The organism is Sorangiineae bacterium MSr11367, from assembly GCA_037157805.1.
Taxonomy (GTDB): Bacteria; Myxococcota_A; Polyangia; order Polyangiales; family Polyangiaceae; genus Pendulispora; species Pendulispora rubella.
On the sequence record CP089983.1, the window covers coordinates 3,588,159 to 3,607,822 of the forward strand.

Consider the following 19,664-nt stretch of genomic DNA (forward strand, 5'->3'; position numbering starts at 1 on the left):
GCATTAGAGGGCGGCGAATGTCATGAGGAGCCCATCATGAAAGCGTATGGCCCCGCCGGGGCGATACGTGCCACGTCGCATTTTGGACGCGTCGTATCTCGGTCCGGTGATTGCGCGCGAAGCCCCTGCATCCGGTAGCTCGGTGGCGAGCGGCCCCAGAATGGCGGACGCAATCTCGGTGCGGAGAACAATGGTGCGCGTTCCCTGGGCTGGGCCGGTGATCGGCTCGAGCTCCGTCCAACCGGCGGCGTCGAGCTCCAGATATACGTACAACCCAAGATCGGTCGGCCCGGGCAACAAGGAGCCTTCGTCCGTCTGTCCGAGCGGCATCTCCACCCAGCGTCCGTTTCGAATCGGAATACTCGGAATGTTGATGATTTCGCGAAGCTTCTCGAGATCCGTGCTCACGGCCACCGGCGCCGGCTTGCGGCTGGCCGGCTTGTCTCGGGAACAGCCGGCGGACAAGATGGCCAGGGCCAACAGGAGGCTCCGCAGGACAATGACCATTATCGTGCCCCCGGCTTTTTGACGTTCTGGTCACCCGGCTTGGCACGAGGGTCCGCGTTGTGGCGCAAACCCACCGTGAAGGAGATTGCCCTCTTCAACGTGCCGTATTGCATGAACTCGTGACCGAGCCCACTTACTTCGAAGCGGCCATTCACGGCGTCCGGCGTACCGCTCCCCATATCCTTCTTCCTTGGGTCAAAGTTGTATCGATCGGCGCCGTGCACGGTTAGGTCGATTGTGAAATGCCGTGTGCCAACCGTCGGATCCATCTGGACGGCTACCGTCGCATCCATCCAAATTGTGAATCCACCGACAGACTTTTGCCAGTTCTCGGTAGCCGGATACGGGTAGCGAGCGGAATCACCACAGGTCACGCCGTCGGTCTGCATGACAAATGTCGGTCTCGAGGTTCGGTCGTGAATCTCGATAGCGCCGGCACGCGCATTGATCCTCCCCCGCTGCAGTGGACACCGTCACTATGCGGACAGCTTGTTTGATTGCAACAAAATTAATTCAAACTCAATTGGGCTAACGTAACCAATCGACGAATGCCGTCTAACGGGGTTGTAGAAATTGTCGATGTAGTCGGCGATCGACGCGATCGCGCAAGCCCTCGTCACGTAGTTTTCATGATCGATCAACTCGCCCTTGATTGTGGCGAAGAAGCTCTCGGCGACGGCGTTGTCCCAGCAGTCGCCCTTGCGGCTCATACTCGCCACGAAGCCATGTCGTTCGAGTCCGGCACGGTAGTCGGCGCTCGCGTACGGGCTGCCGCGGTCCGAGTGATGAAGCAGCCCCGTTGGCGGTTTTCGGCTGTTCACGGCGCTGCGAAGGGCCTGCAACGCGAGCTCCCGGTCGTTGGTTTCGCTGGTCGCCCAGCCGACGACTCGTCGCGAATAGAGATCAAGGATCGCGGCGAGGTAAAGCCAGCCTTCAAGGGTCCAGACGTACGTCACGTCGGTCACCCATGCCGTATTCGGAAGATCGACGTCGAACCGTCGCTCGAGCAGATTCGCGGCAACGGGGTGCGCATGCTTCGAGTCCGTGGTGCGACGAAAGCGTCGTTTTCGTTTCGCGGCAATCCCCTGCTGGCGCATCAAGCGTTCGACGCGTTTCCGAGCCACGCGGATGCCCCGAGCCCGCAGTTCCCGATGCACACGCGGGCTTCCGTAGGTGCCACGACTGCGCTTGTGCGACGCTTCAATCTGCGTCGCGAGCTTCTCGTCACTCGTCCTGGCTTTCGACTTCGGCCGTGCTTTCCAGGCGTAGTAGCCGCTTCGCGAGACGCCGAGTACGAAGCAGAGAACCTGAATGGGCCAGAACGTCTTCTCCACGTCGATGAACGCGAACTTCACGTGTTCTCCTTCGCGAAGAATGTTGCTGCTTTTTTTAAGATCTCGCGCTCCATCTCGAGGCGTTTCACCTTTCGGCGAAGCTCCGCGAGTTCCTCACGCTCCGGCGTCGTCAGCTCGTTCGATGTGGCACTCTTCGGCGCTTGCGCGTCGGCGCGCTTGACCCAAGCTCGCAGCGCCGTTTCCGTTAGATCGAGGTCGTTCGCGACCTGCGCGATGGTTCGATCTCCGCTCTTGCAAAGCCGAACTGCATCTGCCTTGAACTCGGGCGTAAACACCCGTCGTTTCCGTTTCGCCATGGGACACTCCTCGCGTTACTTCGAGTTAACGGGACTGTCCACTGAAACGGGGGACCTCCACATCCTCGATGATCGATTCGAGTGTCTTTACCCCCGAACCGTCAATGGCCACATCGGGCACCGCTTTATTTCGCGTCGAGCTGACGTATCGCTCGAAGTCGAACTTCCAGTCCTCTCCGTTTCCGTGGATGAAGTGATCGTACGCGAAGCTTCCGTCATAGAGGTCGGGACGCAAGAGGATCGCGCCGGCCGCGATGAGCTCCCACTTCTTTTTCTCGAGCTTGTCCTCTGCAGTAGCCGGTCGACGCTTGGTCGGGTCGATATTGCCATTTCCATCGTCCAAAAACCCGTGATCGAAGGCGATATCGGGCGGAGAGGGCGACGTGACCTGGCGGAACGGAGCATATACGTCGGGTGGTTCGTTCGCCGGACTCGAATACTTCCCGCGTTTCTCGTGTTGGGCTCGGACTCCACCGCCGGGAATGAAGTTTGGGTCGTTCGAGGCAAGGAGGATCGGCTCATCGTTGCCCAGGAAGGATTCCTTCTGCTCGGGGATCTCCATTCGAGGTGGTTCGAGAAGCAATGTGTGTTGGACGGCGTCCTTGACCGTGAACGGAGAGATATCGTCCTCGACTTCGCGAACCGTCACATCGGAGCCTTCGGGCTCTTTGCGCTTGCGGGCCGAGGTCCACCGCTTCGTGAGTTTCTCCATGACGGCTGCTGCGTCGGCAAGTCGCGCGCGGGCCTCTGAAGCTTGAACCCCCGACCAACGCGCGATCCCTCCCGCGTCCGTCGCGACCTTCTTCTGCTGGCCATTGGCATCGAAGATCATGTCAATCCCATCGACGGGATCCCCCACAGGGTCCACGGCCTTCACCGTGAAGGTGCCCGGCCGTTCGTCGACGGTGGATGGAGGTCGATGCTCCTGCGGCTTCTCTTCGTTGTCCGAGAACGGCCACGCCATTTGGTGTCGCTCGAACCGGAGTATGCCTTGCTCGAGCGCCGCGTAAACGACTCGCTCCAGCTCAGGTAGAAAGCCGCGAAGGCGCTGCCGGCGGTCGTTCGTAGGCGATGGCACTTCGATGGCCAAGCGTGAACCGGTTAGCGCGTCGTAGATGGCCAGCAGATCACGGGCCGCTTCGTCATCCCTCGCACCTCGGTCCGTAAACGCCTGCGGCAGAATGTGAAAGAAAGGTTCACCCGGCATGTCCCATCGGGATACGCGCGCCGTGGGCCGCTCTTCGGGCGAGACGATCCAGAAACGCCACTCTTGGCAGAATGTGTCTCGGACAATCCACTGGTTCTCGCCCCACCGCACGTGCTTTACGGTATCCGCTTGAACGAAACGCAGGCAAGCCCCTCAGCAAGTTCTGACCAGCGAGCGTTGCTGTTGGCCTACCTGACGGCAACCGCGACACCGCCGAATGGGTTCCCAATGTTCGACGACGTCGTGAGCGTCACGGTGGATTCGGGCTACACGTCGGCGGCGATGGATCCAGCGGGCACGTTTGCTTGACCTTCCGCTTACTGGACGAAACGTAGGTTTTACCATCGAAGCGCCACGTCCACTCGTCGATGGGCGAACAACAGCCCGCCGGCATCACGTTGCGCGCTCGTAGGTCGTACAGCCCACGCGAGCTGGCACGGAGCGGTTTCGGAGTCCCGAACGGGCCGAGGAGATCGCCAACGTAATAGCCGCACGTGCCGCGCATGACGTAGAGATGCATCGTCGAGTCGAAGCCCCGCGCCGCGCCGACGATCAAGGTGTCTTGCGTCCCATCGCCATCCAGATCGATGCCCAACCGCTCCGCGTGAGACTCACGCGGCAGCCGCTCGATGATGTGCGCGTGCCGCTCGGGGTCGTAGCACGGTCCGGGGAGTGGCTCTCCTGATTTGGGGTGCCCCACGGCTTCGGAGATCACCGCCACCTGGAGATTCGATTCGACGTTCGGCTCGTCCTGAGGCGATCCCTCCGTGCGCGTGGTGCCTGCGTCGCCCGCGTCAGAGATGCGGGCTACCGGAGCAGCGTCGACCCATGCTGATTCGGCAATGGTCGACGGGGTTTGCACGGGGCGCGGGCCATCGCCTCCTTCATGGCAGCCAGGCAGAACGAGCAGGGCGGAAAGGACAAGGATGCGTTTCACAGGACGGTCCCGACGACGGGTTGAAGGGCAACGCTATGCCCGACCAGAACGATTTTCTTATCGCTCTGTAGGACGGCGTCGAGAAGACTCTCTTGCTGATTGGTGCCGAAATTTACTCGAATCTGAGCGCCGCTCTGGAACGAAGCATCCGGCGTAAGGTCGGCATTCAGGCGGACCACGCTTGGTTTCGATGCGACGTTCGAATCAAAAACCGCAGCGGCGCTAACGGGAGCGGTTGCCCGCAATGCAAACGACGCGACTCGCGGCTCGGGATGACCGATGAAACGAATAGGCAATGAGCCCCCTCGCTCGATGCTCGGTCCATCGGGCGAGGGGAGACTCCTTGCTCTCGCGCTACGCTACTGCTTCTTCGGATCGTTCGGGTCGGCGTCCGTCTCGTCCGGCGCACTGTCGCCGTCGACGTTGCGGACCGGCGGCGTGAATCCGACGGTCGGGTTGGTCAGCGTCGGCGGCTTGACATTGATCTTGGGCACTTGGCCCGCGAGACCCTGCGATATGAAGGAAATCGCCATAGTCTGAAGTTGCAAATACTGCGCACCTAGGACGATTTGGTATCCCTTCTCACCCGCAGGAGCGAGCGGGAACGGCTGCAAATCGTTGAAGCGGGCGTAGGGCGCGGCAAAGACGCGGAGGGTTCCTGCCGACTCGAGGTCGGAACCGTGCTGCGAGGGAGACACTTGCAGGAGAACGGCCGTGGTTCCGTTGGCGGGTGTGTTCTGGATGAAGCCGTCGGCGTCGGGCGAGACGTCCGCGAGCAGTTTCGTGTCACGGCCCGCGAGCGTCTTCACGTCCGTGACCCCGGCGTTCGAGCCGACGTTGGGCGTGCCTAGGCGCCAGCCGCCGGCGCGCGCGAGCGCCTCATTGGCTTCGTTCGGGACGAGCTCGTCGTAGATGACCTCGATCTGAAGGATGTTCCGCGGAGTGACCTGCACGTTTCCGACCTTACGCGGGGCGGTGATGAGGAGGTCCGCGTAGGCGAGCGGATCTCCCGGCTCGGCCACGGTCTGCAGCAGCGTCACCAGCGGGTGGAACTCGCTCAGTTTGTCACCAATGATGCCAAAATTTGCACCCGCGGCGGACTCGAGGCTCGCAGAAATGCGTGGGGAATGCGTCGCGAGTTCGGTGATGAGTCCCCCGCCCGCCACGTTCAGAACCCACTCACGGATGTTCGGTTCGATCGCGGCCGCCGTCGCGCCCTGGATCCCGCCAAGCGAATTGCCGATGTAGGCGATCTTGCTCGAATCAATCTTAGGCGCCTTCGCCGGATCCGGCGGATCCGTTGGTGGGAACTGGAGCGGAGCGAGGACGCGGTTCGATTCTTTTCGGAGCACGCGAACGAGCTGCGTCGTATCGAGTGCCGCCTGGCGCATTTGGTCGCGCAGCGCTCCGATGTTGATCAAGCTACCGAACAGGTCCGTCGCGCCGTTGCGCGTGTCGCCGATGCCATCCCCGCCGCCGTACGTAGAATCGTTGTTCTTGGCGGGATCGCTGTTCTTCGCGTTGATGTAGTCCGTCGTGGCGTCGGTTTTCCCGGCTCCAGTGCGGGCGCCGAACGTAACGCTGTCGATGGCTGCCGTCACGTAACCGGCGAGCGCCAAGGTATTGGCCAGCGCGAAGATGTAGTCGCGCGACCCTCCGAGACCGTGCTGTAGGATGACCACCGGATACCCGGCGTCGGATGCCGGGGGCCTCGTCGGAACGGTGAACGTTACCCAGATCTTATCGGGCGTATGCTGTCCGACGTCGAGGTCGTTCTTGCCATCGGTCGTGCGAGCAAACGTCGCGTGGTCGATGGTGCGATAGCCCCCCTCCTTCTTGCGCAGAAAACTGGTGGACTCGAACACGGCCGTTCCGATCGACGCAATGCGGTCGTGGGCGCGGATCGGCAAATGGGTGGAGGGATTGTCCATCTTTGCCGGCCCTTCTCCCACCGTCTGTCGCGGCGTCCCCGTTGCGACATAGCCCAGATAGGCATCGATGGTGTCCGTGAATCCGGTAGGAATCGCCGTGCCCGTGCCCGCGAACTTCGCGTTCTTCATGGGCTTCACGCTCTCCTCGTCCCACTTCAAGTCGGGGGCGGTCGCATCGTCGGTGCCGATGGCCTCGCGGAGCGTGAACAGCTCGTCGCTCATCTTGTTCGTCGTGAAGGGAGCCAGCGCGACAATCTCCGCTCCACTCAGCGCGGAGCCGAGGGCCGACGTGGCCTTGTCGATGGCCTGCCCATAGAGCGAAGCCAGCGCACCGTTGCGATCGCCCTTGCGGATGCGATCGAAATCGGGGCTTGCGGCGAGGGGCTGACCCGACGCCAGCTTCACGCGATTCGTGAGGACAGTCGCATACTTGTGCCCCTCCTTGAGCACGATGCCGCGCGCAGGACCGACGGCCAGCGCGGAGCGCGACCCCGTGCGCGTATTGGTATGGAACTGCGCGCGACAGCCGATTCGTGCCAGGGCAGCGTCCGTCGCGTCGAGATCGACCAGGAACACCGCACTCGTGTCGGCCTTGCACGCGTTTTCCGTCGCAGGGAGGCTTGCCTTGTCGATGTCGGCCGCGGCGGGTTCCCCATCTTTTACGTTGGCCGGATCATCGACGTAGAAGATGGACATCGCGATGCGCGAGAAGCCGTTCATCACCGCCAGATCGTGCGCGAGGGCCTGCGCGCCGGCGGGAGACGGAATGTACGACGCGAGTCCCGGGAGCGGGTCGACAATACGCCCGTTGGCCCCGAGGTAGGCGTCGCTCGGGAACGGAACGTCGAAAAGATTGGGCGGCGTGGTGGCCCCGCTGGCCAGCCGGAATCGAGCCGCGGCCGGACCGGAGGGAGTCGAACCGTCTCCGGCGTCGGGGTTGACGGCGACGTGGTCGACCTTGTCGACCCAGTCGCAACCCGCGGCGCTCGCGAGAACGGGGACAAGCGAAATGGCGAGCGGAAAAAGAACGCGCTTGGTGGAAAACATGGAGGATACCCTGACTTATCGTAGGCACGAGGCAGACGCTAGCGGCAACGCACCATTGGCGGGGCGGCGGCCGTTCAGGGCGGGGCGCAGGGGGCGCCAGGCTGCTTTTCCCGGCCGACGGGCGATCGTTGCCGCTCGCGTTTCGTCTCATGCGCGCTGCAGCAAAGGCTGCAGCCCGTCGCCCGCCGGCGAGGGCCGTGCCGGAAACGTTGCAGGACCCGATGGCGTCCGGCGGGATTGGCGCCGCGTGCCTCGTATGTCCATCGCGCGACAAGCCAAGCCGATTGGTGCGTCGATTTTCCCCGGACGGGAAGTGGGGGGCGGGGTCGAAGCAACATGTGCCCATGCTCAGGTGAACATCACGAACTTTTCCTTGCGCGCGCCGGCGCCGTCTACCAGCGGGCCACTCCGCGCGGGCGTTTCGGCTCTCGAGGACCTCGACTGCAACCACACGCTCTTTGCCGCCAGGGCCCAATACTCGTTTGGCGCGATGACGTCGGGGCTCGAACGCGCAACCGGCGAGCGACACCATCCAGCCGACAACGTAGCGGCTCAACACCTCGAGAATGACATATAAATAGAATAGGTTCACTCCTTTGGACCAAACAATTTCGAAATATTCCGCGACTTTCCTAAGAGACTACCCGCTCGAGGTTCCCGGTTGCGACGAGTGGGAATCCGAGCGACCTTGAGCCTCACTCATGGCGCGCCGGTTGCTGTTTGTGTTGTGCGTGGTTAGCAGATGCTCGAGTCGTAAAACGACGGCGCTGCGGCATTCGGCATAGACGCGTAGCCAGGTGTCAGGATCGAGCCTCCCGTGCATGCGAAGCGCCTCGGGATCGGCAGACCTGACGAGGCCGATCTCGTCTGGCCCGTAAGGGGCCGGCCGCGCCAATCCGATCGACTTTGCCGTTCGGCAAAGCGCGCGCACGACCGGCGTGTCGCCACCATCGATGCAAAACGATAGAATATCCCACGCGAGTGCTGCGTGTGCCGCTTCGTCGCGTGCAATGCAATCCAGTATTTCCCAGACCGCGGGGTCGCGCGCGCCACTCAACGCTGCGCGTGCAAGTTCAGCGTTACAAGATTCGAGGAAAGCACCGTCGATCAAAGTTTCGTTTGCCACGGCGATCAAGGCCTGCATGCGATCGCGTGGCAGCTTGCCCATGCCACCAGCTAGGTCCGGCATTGGCCCCGGGCCAAAAGGCCTGCGCGCGTAGCCGCTCGCTAGCGCAAAGGAACGCTTCGCGTGATGGATCTCGTCCAGTGCACTCTGATGCGCCCGTGCAATGAGACCCGGGGGAGCTCCAAGGGCGGCGAGCTGCCACGCTACCCGTGCGAACGCCGGCACGCTCGCATGCTCGGCTTTGGCGTCACGCAACCAGAGCACCGTCAAGGCTTCCTTCGTAGCGTCATCCAGTTTGGATGTGTCTGGCGGCAAGCCATATGCCCACTCGCCGGTAGTTCGAACATTGGACGTAATCTGCCGTCGACCGATGCGAAGCGGCCGCCCATGCGGAATCGCGCCTCCGATGATGCTACCGATCGTCATCAATGCCGTGATCGTGACAGTCAAACCGAACCCGAGTGCTCCGAAGATGAGGAGGAGAGTGGAGGCGACGTGCGGGAATGCGAATCGGAAAGCCGTAGCCTGACGCTTCGCACGTGTGAAAGCGACGCATGCGCCGATGAAGAGCGTTGCTTGCAAAAATCCGAATCCTAGCCACGAGATCGCCATGGATTTCAGGCCGGCCCCTCGGCTCACGGCGAATATCTGGAGTGCCGACATCCCTAGCGCTAGGCCGCCCAAGACGAGGCTAGCCTTCCGAAGGCGTGCGGCCGTCTCGCAGGCCGCTTCGTAGTCTTCAGCATCGGCTCGTGCGGTAGCGGGAAACGCGCATGACGTACACATGCCAAAATATGCTGGCGGAGCGCGGAGAGGCGCACCACACCTCGTACAGAGCGTGTCGGTACTTGTCGCGGCAGCAAAAGGCATCGCCTCGGGAAATGGTGGCAGGTGTCGTTGCTCGGCACGTATACGAGCGAGGCATGATGCACAGACCTCACGGTTCCCGTCTTCGGGTCGAAGAGGCGAGCCACACGTCACGCAGGTCGTGTTCATTTTCATCGTGCCCTCAGGTGCACTGTATCTGCGAGTAGCGTCGTAGCCATACTTCGCTCTCCCTTAGAAGGCCTTTACACCTTGGACGAGACCGAGTTGGCAAGGCGAAGTAATCATAGCGCTTTCGGTCCTGGCCAGCCCACGAGGTCCATACGCTTGCGGCGCGACGCCCGTTGCAATGGGCTTGGTCGCGCTGTCGATCTCAAGGAATGGAGTCTAAGCGACGAAAATTGTCATAAATGAACCGTATTGCTGAGCCGGTGAGCAGAAGATCTTCATTCCCGGGGCATTCAAGTTGATTAGGCCATGCATTGCTGCATAGATCGCAGATAGACTGATTAAGACGACAATGCTGAGAGCGATTCCAGCGATAGCGTTCACCGTGCCGCCGTAAGTTTCCGGTGCGCGTCTGATTCGACCCAATGCGACGATCCCGATGGTTGTCGAGAGAAGGCTTAGGAGCACAAGGACAACCGACGCTAGCCCAATCGGTACGCCAAAGACGGAGGCTAGATACCCGAGCACGAGAGCTGCCGACGCACCGATGAGCGATGCTGCCGCAAGCTTTTCGTCACGGGGGCGACTCCCGCCTGAACCAGGCGCAATCGGAGAGTCGTTTACGTTCTGGTGCGCGGGCATCATCCCGCTCCTGACTGGGAGAGTCGGGCGAGTTCTGGAATCATTGCTATCATCCGACGCTGCGTTTCGTCATCGTGCGGGCTCCATTCGTGCAAGCGCAGTGAAAGCTTCTTCTGCTCAAGCTCAGCGGTTGACTCGAACCTTTCTCGTGACTGCGTGCGTCCCAGAGATTTGACGATCATTTGATTGGTCTTGGCGAAATGTAGGATCTCGAGCACGAGTAGGCTGCGCGGGTCGTTACCGATATCAATTAGATCGTTTGGGTGAACAAAGAAGCTCTTAGCAACGTTGATGGCGTGCTCGACTGGTTTTTGATTTTTCCACACATCTCGCATCGCTGCTCCGACGTGCTTGATTGCGATTCTGGCGCACTTGGCGGCGACTGTATGTAGTGGATTATCCGGATGGTCCTTCGAAATCATACTGTGTGTTGGATCCGTTATGCTGCTGTTGTCGAAATCCTTGAAGAAGTCCTTTTCCAGCTTGCCTACCGTGCCCAATATCTCACGAAGGTCGGCCGCCAACTTGCACTTGACCCAGTCCTGAGCAATGCCGACGGATTCCGTAACAAAATCGACGAATTTGCTTTCCGTTAATACGCCTTTGCTGAGCATGATGCCTTCGTGTACAAGAGAACCGGCATAACTACCCAACGCGGTGATCGAGCGGTTGGTAAACATGCCCCCTTTGCACTCAAGCGGGGCATTCAGGCTCTCACCCATAGCCGAGAGTAGGCTGTATATCTCGTCAAGATGCCCAAATACACCTGTGACCATTGGGTATCGTTCATCTTTGGCGACTTTGATTTTTGCCTTCGGGCCGACCCAGGGAAACACGTCGGCATGGCCGAGGCGGATGAGCATCAACTCAATAAAATTGCTGTGCGCATACAGGTCTTCCAGCGGGTGGAGGGCTTGTCCAAGCAACCGATAACGGTTCGGCGCGTCAGCGATAGCGGCGTCGCGTAGCTGTTCTTCGATATACTCGGCGGTTGTTCCGCGCTCCTTGCGGTCGCCGCGGTTACTTGCAATCAATGTAGTGTTGGCAATGTAGTTCTTTAGCCCAGTGGCGGCGTCGATGTCGTGTTCCAGTGCCAAAACTGTACCGCGAAAATCCTGGTCGACTTTGCTGTCGTCCTTCAGTCCTTTCGGATTGTCAACATGCTCCTCTGGACGGTAGACTCCGAGGACCCTTTTGTGGAGTGGAGCTACCTGAATTTTCGAGAAATCAAACTTGCCATTCTTGGATTTCTTTTTTGCGTCGTGCTCGACGTAAGCTGTGAGTACACTTCTTGGGTCCATCGTCGCGCCAGCTACGGGGGTGAGGCCGATAGTTGCTCGTCGAACGACCGAGTATGTGGCTGCAGTGCAGAGCTGCGAGTTGTCTCGAAGCCAATTGCCGAAGTAGACCCAGTCGAGAACGCGTGGTGTAGTTTCTACGACCGGTCTCCCGTCTGAGGTTCGCATCATCTTGCCAGAGCTGTCTTTTCGTATGACCGGTTCGCCATTTGTAAAAAACTTGACGTCCGCCTCCCGCAAGGCGAGTTCAATACTGTGATGAGTGTAGAAGTGAGCGGAGCCTTCGCCAAGCTTGCTCGCTATCTTCCGTATCGGTTGCTGCACCGAATCCCTCAACACGTTTGGCTTTGTTCTGCGCGTTCGGATTCTCGACGTAGTTCTTTACTGCGAGGTGGAATTCTTCGTATTTCAATTTCAGTGGTACGCTCTGTCCGTCGCGCGTATGTAAAGCGAAGATGACATGATCTCTCTCATGCTGATCCATTCCCGCGATCGAGTAGGCGAATTTTGCTCCTTCCTCGCCTGGAGCGTCACCACCGTTCGGGGGTTGCGTGTAGTGTCGACGCAGTAAGTTATCGATGTGGTGTCCGAATTCGTGGAGAAGGACCAGAAACAGCATGGCTGCGGCATGCTCGTCGTTCTCGGCTGAACGTGGCAACTCCTTGGAAATGCGGACCTCTCGAGTCTCGGTGTCGTAGGTCCCTCGCTCCCCACCTAGCGTGCCGGGGGAAGAAAGGATGATGCGAGCATTCTGTACACTCTTTGCCGTTAGGTCGCGATGAAGTGCCTTATAAGACTCCACTGGTATGTCCGACCCATAGACAGTCGACATCCACGCCACGAATTCCTTCTCCTGGACGCGATCTGCTGCTTTCTCGAAGAGCTCGAGCGCGTAGCGACTCTCGAGCTGCGCAGGAAGGACGTTCACGCCGGCCTGCTCGGTAAAGCTATCCGCCGCCTGCACTTGGACTTTGTCGGCGATACGCACACGGGCGTCTTTGCCGTGAACGTTCACTTCTTTCGAAAAGATCTCCGCTTGCTCGTGAAGTTTCAACGACGAACCCTTCCCGCGCAGTTTCAGCTCTTTCGCTGCAGTCTCCTGGATGGTAGTAGCGCTGAGCACGAGGCCTTCCGTATTGAGGTGCACTTCTGCGCCCTTGGAGCGAATGATGATGTCCTCGGCCTCGAGGACGATCTTTTTGGCGCTGCGGCGGTAGGTGCCGTCCACCACGTAGAGCGCACTCTTGCCAGGTTTGTCTTTGCTCCCTACCGTCATCACGTGCTCGCGCCCTACCGTGACGACGTCGTCATCGCCGACGACCGCCGAGCGGTAGCCATCAACCACCAGCTGGGTGCTCCCCTTAACGGTTTGTTGATGACCTTCGCCAATCGTCTCGCGGAGTCGACCGCCGATGTCCACTTGTGCGGAATGACCGACGGTTGTGCTTAGCAAGCCCGCGATATTATCCAGACGATCGGCTTGTACGACGCGTCGTTCGACGCCGCCGATGCTTGTGCCCAAGTCCTTGTCGATATGAATGTTCGAATTGCCTTCTACGTGCTCAACGGCATTCCCACGCACGTGTGTGCGCGAATCGTGAAGGACGTGTGCGTGGAAGTCGCGTTGCGCCCGCAGGTGGAGCAGCTCATCGCCCTGGCGGTCGCTAATCGAAATTTCGCTCCAACCACCGTTTTCTGGGATGGTGCGTGAAAAGAGACCGACCTTCTGGTGATCTGTGTCATGCGCGAACGGGAGCTCGTTCTCCTTGTCGTAGAAGCATCCCTTCACGAAGGGCCTCTCGCCTTGCCCTTCGATGAAGCCGACCCAAACGCGCATCCCTTCGCGTGGGAGACACTGCATCCCATACCCGTCACCCGCCCAAGGCTGACTGACGGGAACCCAGACGGCGGTGTCGTGCTCCTCGCCGTAAGCGAGGTCGCGGTAAGTACCGCCCTGGTCGTCGACGACCTCCCAGTCGAATCGAATGTGCACGTAGCCGTACGCATTCGTATCCAGGTACGACGTTACCCGATCGCCGCGCACAGCCACGACGCGTGCGAGTTCGTCGGAGAGCTTTGGTCGGGGCATTCGCGGAGGCACCGGGCGAATTCGAACCGGAACACATTGAAATGCGTTTCGGTAAACATGCTCGTCGGCGGATGCAGGGTCGGCCACGCCTTTGCTGACTACCGCGGTGACGGTGTACTCGGTGTTCAGCGTGCCAACGGGATGACCCGCGAGTCGGAATCGATAGCCGGCAGCAAGGCGGCGGCACGTGCTCTGTCCGGACCCCTCGATGCGTTGCACGCGGAGACGATCTAGTTCGATATCGACGCGCTTTTGCTTGTCTCCATATCCGCGCAGATTCGGATCGAGTTGGTATAGCTGCTGAAGCAACATCGAGGGCGCAATCGTTGGCGAGTCGATGTCGAGGTCGAAGCCAGCGTGGGCGATGAGCGATGGTCCCTCGCGCGCAATGGATCCGATGGACCCAATCGAGAGCCCCGCGCCCAAATCGTACGATGGCGTCGCGAGATCCTTCTTGGCGACGCCCACCCAGTTTTTCGTTGCACCCACATCGCGATCGATCATGCGGATCTGTTTGGGGCGGAGCCGCTTCTTGAGGCCGAATTCGAGAATGCGTTCTTGATCGCTCGCACCGCCGGCTTCGTCGTCGAATACGATTTCGCCAGCGGGATTCGCATCGACCATGTCTCCGAGCATGTCGCCACCGATCTTCGTGGCGAGGTCCTTCAGAGCGCCGCCCACCAGCTCGTTGGCTAGGGCCATGTCTTGTACGGCGGGTAGATGGCTCGACTCGTCGGTGAAGACGAGCGCCGTGAGCATCTTGGCCATCGCACCGGCCTCCTCCACGGCCGCGCCCACCGGACCGCCAACGACATCTGCCACCGTGCCGAGCGCCCCCGCGACCGCGCCGGCACCGGGTAGAAGGCTGTCGAGAGTTCCCGATGCATGCTCGAAGCAGAAAAAGATGCCTGCGTCCGAGAGTACGCGACGGAAAAATTCGTAGTCGGATTCCTCACGCTGGTAGACGAATCGGAGCACCGGATACTCGTCTTCCTTGATGTGCCAATGGCACTCGTTCGGCGCGATTTTGATGTCGGCGAGGACCTTCTCGATGATCTGTTTCGGCGTTTGGTATTGGAAGTAGCGAATGGACCGGCGTTGGGTGAGAAGCCACAACTTAGGCACGATGGTGATGCGGTAGCGTTTGCGGGTCGTGGCCCGATCGCCGGGCGGCGGGCCGAGTGCCTCGATGCTCTCGACGATACCCTGGATGAGTCGAGGTTCGTGTTCGCCCGTGCCCTTGATGCTGAGGCACGCCGGTTCGCCATCGGCCGCCGCGTTGAGCACCTCCATGGGAAGCCGGCTCACGCACGTGACGGTGTATGCGTAGAGATCGTTGACGTACTCGGCCCCCTCGAAGTCGAGCACGCGGAGTTGGCCCGTCACGAGCGGTCCCGCCGTGAGCTCGAACGGGTCGTCCGCCGGACTCCCGTCGGTTAGGCCACCGAGGACATCGTCGATGAGGGTTTCCGGGTCGAAGGGCAGGGGCAGCATCGGTTACCTAACTCTGGTCAATTTTCGCGTCGTCGCGAGAAAGAAGGGGGGCGAACAGGATGATGAGGCGGAGAGGTTCCGAACGGGGGTACGCGCATCGTGCCGACGGGTCATCCGGAGGCCAAATCTACAGCAATCGGTGCTGCAACACGCTTCAGGCGTGCCGACGAGAACCGCCTGAACGGAAGCTTCGGACATGGTTCCTTCATCGCTCGTCGGCCATTTCTCGCTTGCGGTTGTGCTCTGCGCGGAAAGGACGCGTGGACGCTCGCACGACCTCGCTGCCGCGAATGCTGGGCAAGTCCCAACCGAGCCGCTGCGCAATCCACCGGCCTCCGTTTTGGTCTTGTAGGCCGCCCACGAGCAGGCACCCAGCAGCCGTGCACTGGATGTCACCCAGGCCCCAGGAATTTCCTCCAACGCGAACCCAAGTTTCGCCGCCATCGGCGGTCTCCCAACCATGATTGCCAAGAAGAAGCCCTCGATACCCCGTAAGCGATGCCTGACCGGAAGGAAGCAAAATGTAGAGGATCGGCAAGATGGTTCCATTCGCATCGCGACGACGGAGTGCCCACTGCTGTCTGTCGTTCACGTACTCTTCGGAGAGCAGCCGCAGCATTCCGCTCGGGTCGACGGTGAGCGTGGCGCTCGCCCTTATCGCGCCCGCGAGGAGTTTCGTTCGCGTGAAATGGGTGGCCGTCAGCTCGGACTCGTAGATACCGGCCTCGCCAGCTTCGGAACCCAGCGCGTAAACCCGCCCATGCGCCTTGTCGAACACGAACTGAGTAAACTCCGGAGTGGCGGCCGAATCCGAAGTGTCGCGTGAGTCTAGGGGCGCGACGTAGGTCCATCCTTTGGGGCCGAGGGCGACATTCAGCTCCAGTCCATGGCGGGGCTCGCCGCTCCGTGCACCGTCCACGCGCCATGTCGAGCCGTAGTCCGAACTGCGAAGGATGTCGGTTGTCCAGTTGCCTGTCCCGGTTTCCCTAGGACGCAGATAAATCAAATTCTGCTCGTAGGCTGCCATGGGATGGGAGCCGTCATATCGAACAGAGCCTGCGAGCTCGGGCTTGATGACCGGGGCGGCCGTCGTTGTTCCCAAGACGAATGAATCGACAGTGACATGATTGTCGTCGGTATCGGCGGCGAATTCTATGATGCGGTCGCCCGTGAGAACCGTGCGCGCCGACTCCGATAGGTCATAGTTGCGGCGGCGGTCTTCCTCGAATTCAGGCCCTACGTTCCTAAATGGATCGTCCTCCAAAAGGAAGTCGGTCTCGCGCAACGAATTCCCGTCTAGAAAGGCGACCGGATTGTCATCTGCCAAAAATACACGGCCCGATCCATCTCGTGAGACATGCTTGGCGTCGGTTCGAGGTGTTGCGATTGCCAACCAAGTCGCACCGTCATCGTGTGTAACATACACGTGATCGGTCAGCAGGAGCAGCCCGTTGCCCTGTTCGTCGAGCCCAACGGACACCGCTTTGCCCCACCGTTCTTTCGACCCGTCGTACGCGACTGGTCTCCACTTTGCGCCGTAATCCAAACTTCGCACCAAGGTGCCCTGGGGTGTAATGCCTAGTAACGCGTGTCGCCCCGTTGCGACTGCGAGCAACTTTGCGTTCGTGGTCCCCGCGAGCGGTCCTGGGCGTATCACCTCGGGCGGTCCCAAGGGATCTTGTGAAACATAGACTTCACCGTCGTCCGCGACGAAGACGAAACGACCCCTCGTATCGCGGATCACGCCGACGAGTGCCTTCGGTATGAGAACTTCAGCATCGAGAAGAACGTCGCTCACGCCCCTTCCCGGTAAGTGTTCATCCAGCGTTCGCCGCCCACTCTCTGGTTCCTTCTCCCCGACGTAAAGCGTATGCCTGGCGTCCACTTCGAGCCGTGCGACGGGGTACCATTGATGCTCCGCAAAGCGCCAACGCGCGGGTGACGCTGCCGCGTGAATCAGGTCCGCGTTGACCGTCGTTTTCGGAGCCACGGAGCTGCTCGCAGCGGCCGTTGCTTCTTTTTGCGATGATGCGGATGTAGAGGATGCAAGCGTTGGGGACGGCTTCCGGCAACCGATGGAAAGCATTGCTGTGAGCAACACCAGGAAGGCCCAACGAGGGCTTGTCACGATCCAGGTCATCTTCACCGCTCGAAATAGAGAAGGCCGATGGTCCTGAAATCGTACGTCAAGGTACGAGTACTCGTCTGCAGTTCGACGCGCGGCCACAAATACGAGTGATGGGCCTCCAGATGCTTGTTCGCGATCTTTGGCGGCGCAAGGAGGTCGATCTGTACCTCCGACGGACTTCCGGGGACGTCAACGTCCAAGTCTTTCGAGCCCTTTGTAATGGGTATTGATGTGTTGCCGGCTGGAAAACGTGCAAAGACGAAGAGATCGTCAATCGACGGCTTGTAGCCATGAGTGGGACGAATGTGTACCCAGCGGATTTTTGCCTTTTTGATGACCTCACCTCGAGGGGCACGAATCGTGAGTCGGCACGCGACGTTCGAGCAATACTCGGTGGTCCAGCCCAAGTTTGCGCTCGTCACTCGCAGCCATCCATTTGTTTCCGTGGTGAGAATCTCCAGAATCAGCTCGAAAGGAGGCGGTACATCGAGGATTCTCTCGCCGTTCGGTAGACTCGTAAGAAATCCTAGATAATTCGAAACCGTTGCAGAAGTTGAAACGTCCGCAAGTGGCGCGAAGGCCCGCCAGCCGTCGAGGCGATCGTGGATCGCATCCTTATGAACGATGGCTGCCCAATTGTTTCCGCCGTTGGCGTTTTTCCATGCGTCTAAGAAGGTCTGGTTTGCGTCAAGGTTGGTAAAGAATCGTCGAGCAATTCCTGCCGCAACCTGCGGTAACGGGGATGCTTCCTCGTACGCAAGGATTCCCCGAACGCGGGGGTTGCTCTTGGCAAGAACCCGCGCCCACAGGGGCCAGGTCGCGCTATTCACCGTGGAACATTGAGCCAAGACGATCCACTGTGGCCCAGCAAAGCCGTGACCCGCATCCGCGTATTTGCCAACGGAGAAATAACGGCTCGCAGTGAAGGTGCCTTGTGCTTCCTGAGGATTGGCCCCGAGCCAACTCGAGATCGTGAAACCGGCGGCAAATCCGCCGAGCCACCCGTGAGAACTTACATACAAGAGATCGGCCGCGAAGACGGATCCGCCAGGTGTCGGGCTTCCGTCCGGCAACTGCCCGATCATCTGAGTCCCGCCTGCGCCGCCGAAGATAAGCTCGACCTGCGGTTGCAGGATAAACTGATTCATATATAGCGCGCTCTCTTCCGCAGCCGTATGGCGACCGCGGGTATCCTTGCGCCATGGCCAGGATCGCTGGCCGGTTGGATCTGGAGCACCCGTTTTCGGATTGCGTCCGGGATATGTTTGCCAGAACGGATCTTGTCCTTTTGCCTCGCGCCCGCCGGGGCAGACGATGGCTACTTGGGTGCCGTCCTGGTCGTACACGCAAATCGGCAAGTAGGGATGCTGCGGGTCATGTAGCCTTAGAGGATCGTCCATCGCTACGGACAGAAAGTCCTTGAGCAGGTTTCGCCATCCGCGGTGTTTTTCCAGCTGTGCGCCGAAAACTGCGCTGTCGATGGCGGGCGAGCCATCCACGAGGGCATAGTAAAGCTTGCGCGGCGCGACCGCCGTTAAAGGAGCAGGTCCAGGCATCGTCGATCTCTATGCCCCTCGTTTGAGTTGGCCATCGTTCATCTCGCGAATGGCGGTTCGGGTCTTTTCGTCGAGCGCCCCGGTCAGGGCGAGGTCGGGGTGAGCGGCCTGGAAGGAGAGGATCGTACGATGCTCGTCGCTTTCGTCGAATCCCATGTTGCGCAGCTGGGCGAGATAATCGGCCCCACTCGTCAGTTCAGGAACGACGACGACATCGCGTACGATTTCGAACTTCGGGTCGCGGGGGGCGTAAACGACCCGGATACTCTGACGGCGTTTCGGAAGCTGCTGCTGAATGAGCCCAGCGCCGTCCGTGGTGCCTTGGATGATTTCCCCAGATTCGAGCTCGAGCCGATAACCGACAGCGGCACAAGGTTCATGGCGCTCGTCGTGCAGCCTCAATTGGTACATGAACGTTTCAATTTCCGGCTGGGCGGCTGGCGAACGCTCATGCGGCTTTTTCTTCTCCTTGGGGTTGTTCGAAGATGCCTCGGATTTGTCGGGGCCTCCTGCGGTGGTTCCTCCTCGTCCAAGCGCCGTGACCTCCAGGAGATCTTGCCCTGCCGCAACGGGCCGAATCGTTCCGCCTGCCGTACATGCACAGAATGATTGCTCGGTCAAAGCAGGGACACCGTTGATCTCGAACGCCGCACTCTCACCAAACCACCGTGAGGTTGCAGGCACGCATGCTCCTCCGGTAGCACTGCATGTGCCAAACGCGGCGATGTTGGTCACTGGGGCGAAATCGGCAATTGTCGCGATGGTTGCCTGACCGACGAGGCCAACATTCGTGGGAGGGACGGCGAGTTCCGAATTCTTGGAGCCATGTGTGCACTGGAGCTGCGCACCGTCGACCAAGAGCTTCACGTGTACCCTCCGATAGCGTCATTCATGCTTCCATTTTCGCCAAACAGCTGGGGTGCAGCAAACTGCGGGTGCCAAATGTTAGAGAGTGCCGAACCGGGTGCTGGAAGGTGGGAAGGTGAAGGTCACCTCCCCCGGATATTTTCTCGACGTCGCGACGATGTTCCCATGCGCCGGTCTCCTTCGAAAGCCCG

General features: G+C 60.2%; 13 protein-coding genes. 1 reads left to right on the forward strand and 12 read right to left on the reverse strand.

Going from position 1 to position 19,664, the window contains the following annotated elements; genetic code table 11:
* Nucleotides 1–3 precede the first annotated feature (3 nt).
* The 9 genes from LVJ94_14375 to LVJ94_14415 form a co-directional block, all read right to left on the reverse strand.
* Nucleotides 4–507: a hypothetical protein gene (locus tag LVJ94_14375; GenBank protein WXB08418.1), complete on the reverse strand. Its 504-nt coding sequence runs from the start codon at nucleotides 505–507 to the stop codon at nucleotides 4–6.
* The gene (locus LVJ94_14380; GenBank protein WXB08419.1) at nucleotides 507–896 is read right to left on the reverse strand and encodes a hypothetical protein; all 390 of its coding nucleotides are present in this window, start codon (nucleotides 894–896) and stop codon (nucleotides 507–509) included. Before LVJ94_14380 ends, LVJ94_14375 begins: the two co-directional genes overlap by 1 nt.
* An 87-nt stretch (nucleotides 897–983) precedes the next feature.
* Nucleotides 984–2,158 (reverse strand): IS3 family transposase gene (locus LVJ94_14385; GenBank protein ID WXB08420.1). Its coding sequence is split into 2 segments (ribosomal slippage): nucleotides 984–1,903 and nucleotides 1,903–2,158, totalling 1,176 coding nucleotides; the frame shifts between segments, so codons are not numbered across the junction.
* A gap of 25 nt (nucleotides 2,159–2,183) precedes the next feature.
* Nucleotides 2,184–3,365 carry a hypothetical protein gene (locus LVJ94_14390; GenBank protein ID WXB08421.1) on the reverse strand — a complete coding sequence of 394 codons (1,182 nt, stop codon included), beginning with the start codon at nucleotides 3,363–3,365 and terminating at the stop codon, nucleotides 2,184–2,186.
* 250 nt (nucleotides 3,366–3,615) lie between these two features.
* Nucleotides 3,616–4,302, reverse strand: a complete 687-nt coding sequence (locus LVJ94_14395; protein ID WXB08422.1) for a hypothetical protein — start codon at nucleotides 4,300–4,302, stop codon at nucleotides 3,616–3,618.
* Nucleotides 4,303–4,661: 359 nt separating this feature from the next.
* The gene (locus tag LVJ94_14400; GenBank protein WXB08423.1) at nucleotides 4,662–7,280 is read right to left on the reverse strand and encodes a hypothetical protein; all 2,619 of its coding nucleotides are present in this window, start codon (nucleotides 7,278–7,280) and stop codon (nucleotides 4,662–4,664) included.
* A 640-nt stretch (nucleotides 7,281–7,920) separates the two neighbouring features.
* On the reverse strand, nucleotides 7,921–9,018 hold the full coding sequence (locus LVJ94_14405; protein ID WXB08424.1) for a hypothetical protein: 1,098 nt from the start codon (nucleotides 9,016–9,018) through the stop codon (nucleotides 7,921–7,923).
* Nucleotides 9,019–10,040: 1,022 nt separating this feature from the next.
* The gene (locus tag LVJ94_14410; protein ID WXB08425.1) at nucleotides 10,041–11,663 is read right to left on the reverse strand and encodes a Het-C domain-containing protein; all 1,623 of its coding nucleotides are present in this window, start codon (nucleotides 11,661–11,663) and stop codon (nucleotides 10,041–10,043) included.
* On the reverse strand, nucleotides 11,587–14,196 hold the full coding sequence (locus tag LVJ94_14415; protein WXB08426.1) for a phage baseplate assembly protein V: 2,610 nt from the start codon (nucleotides 14,194–14,196) through the stop codon (nucleotides 11,587–11,589). The genes LVJ94_14410 and LVJ94_14415 overlap by 77 nt, the downstream gene beginning before the upstream one ends.
* Before the next feature lie 117 nt (nucleotides 14,197–14,313).
* On the opposite strand from LVJ94_14415, the gene LVJ94_14420 reads away from it, so the two are divergent.
* Nucleotides 14,314–14,868, forward strand: coding sequence for a hypothetical protein (locus LVJ94_14420; GenBank protein ID WXB08427.1), 555 nt, complete (start codon nucleotides 14,314–14,316; stop codon nucleotides 14,866–14,868).
* 259 nt (nucleotides 14,869–15,127) lie between these two features.
* On the opposite strand, the gene LVJ94_14425 is transcribed toward LVJ94_14420, so the two are convergent.
* The 3 genes from LVJ94_14425 to LVJ94_14435 are packed head-to-tail and all read right to left on the reverse strand — an operon-like array spanning nucleotide 15,128 to nucleotide 19,473.
* Entirely contained in the window at nucleotides 15,128–17,068 is a 1,941-nt protein-coding gene (locus LVJ94_14425; protein WXB08428.1) for a hypothetical protein, read from the reverse strand.
* On the reverse strand, nucleotides 17,065–18,606 hold the full coding sequence (locus LVJ94_14430; GenBank protein ID WXB08429.1) for a hypothetical protein: 1,542 nt from the start codon (nucleotides 18,604–18,606) through the stop codon (nucleotides 17,065–17,067). Before LVJ94_14430 ends, LVJ94_14425 begins: the two co-directional genes overlap by 4 nt.
* A gap of 9 nt (nucleotides 18,607–18,615) precedes the next feature.
* The gene (locus tag LVJ94_14435) at nucleotides 18,616–19,473 is read right to left on the reverse strand and encodes a DUF4280 domain-containing protein (protein ID WXB08430.1); all 858 of its coding nucleotides are present in this window, start codon (nucleotides 19,471–19,473) and stop codon (nucleotides 18,616–18,618) included.
* Between the last annotated feature and the right edge of the window lie 191 nt (nucleotides 19,474–19,664).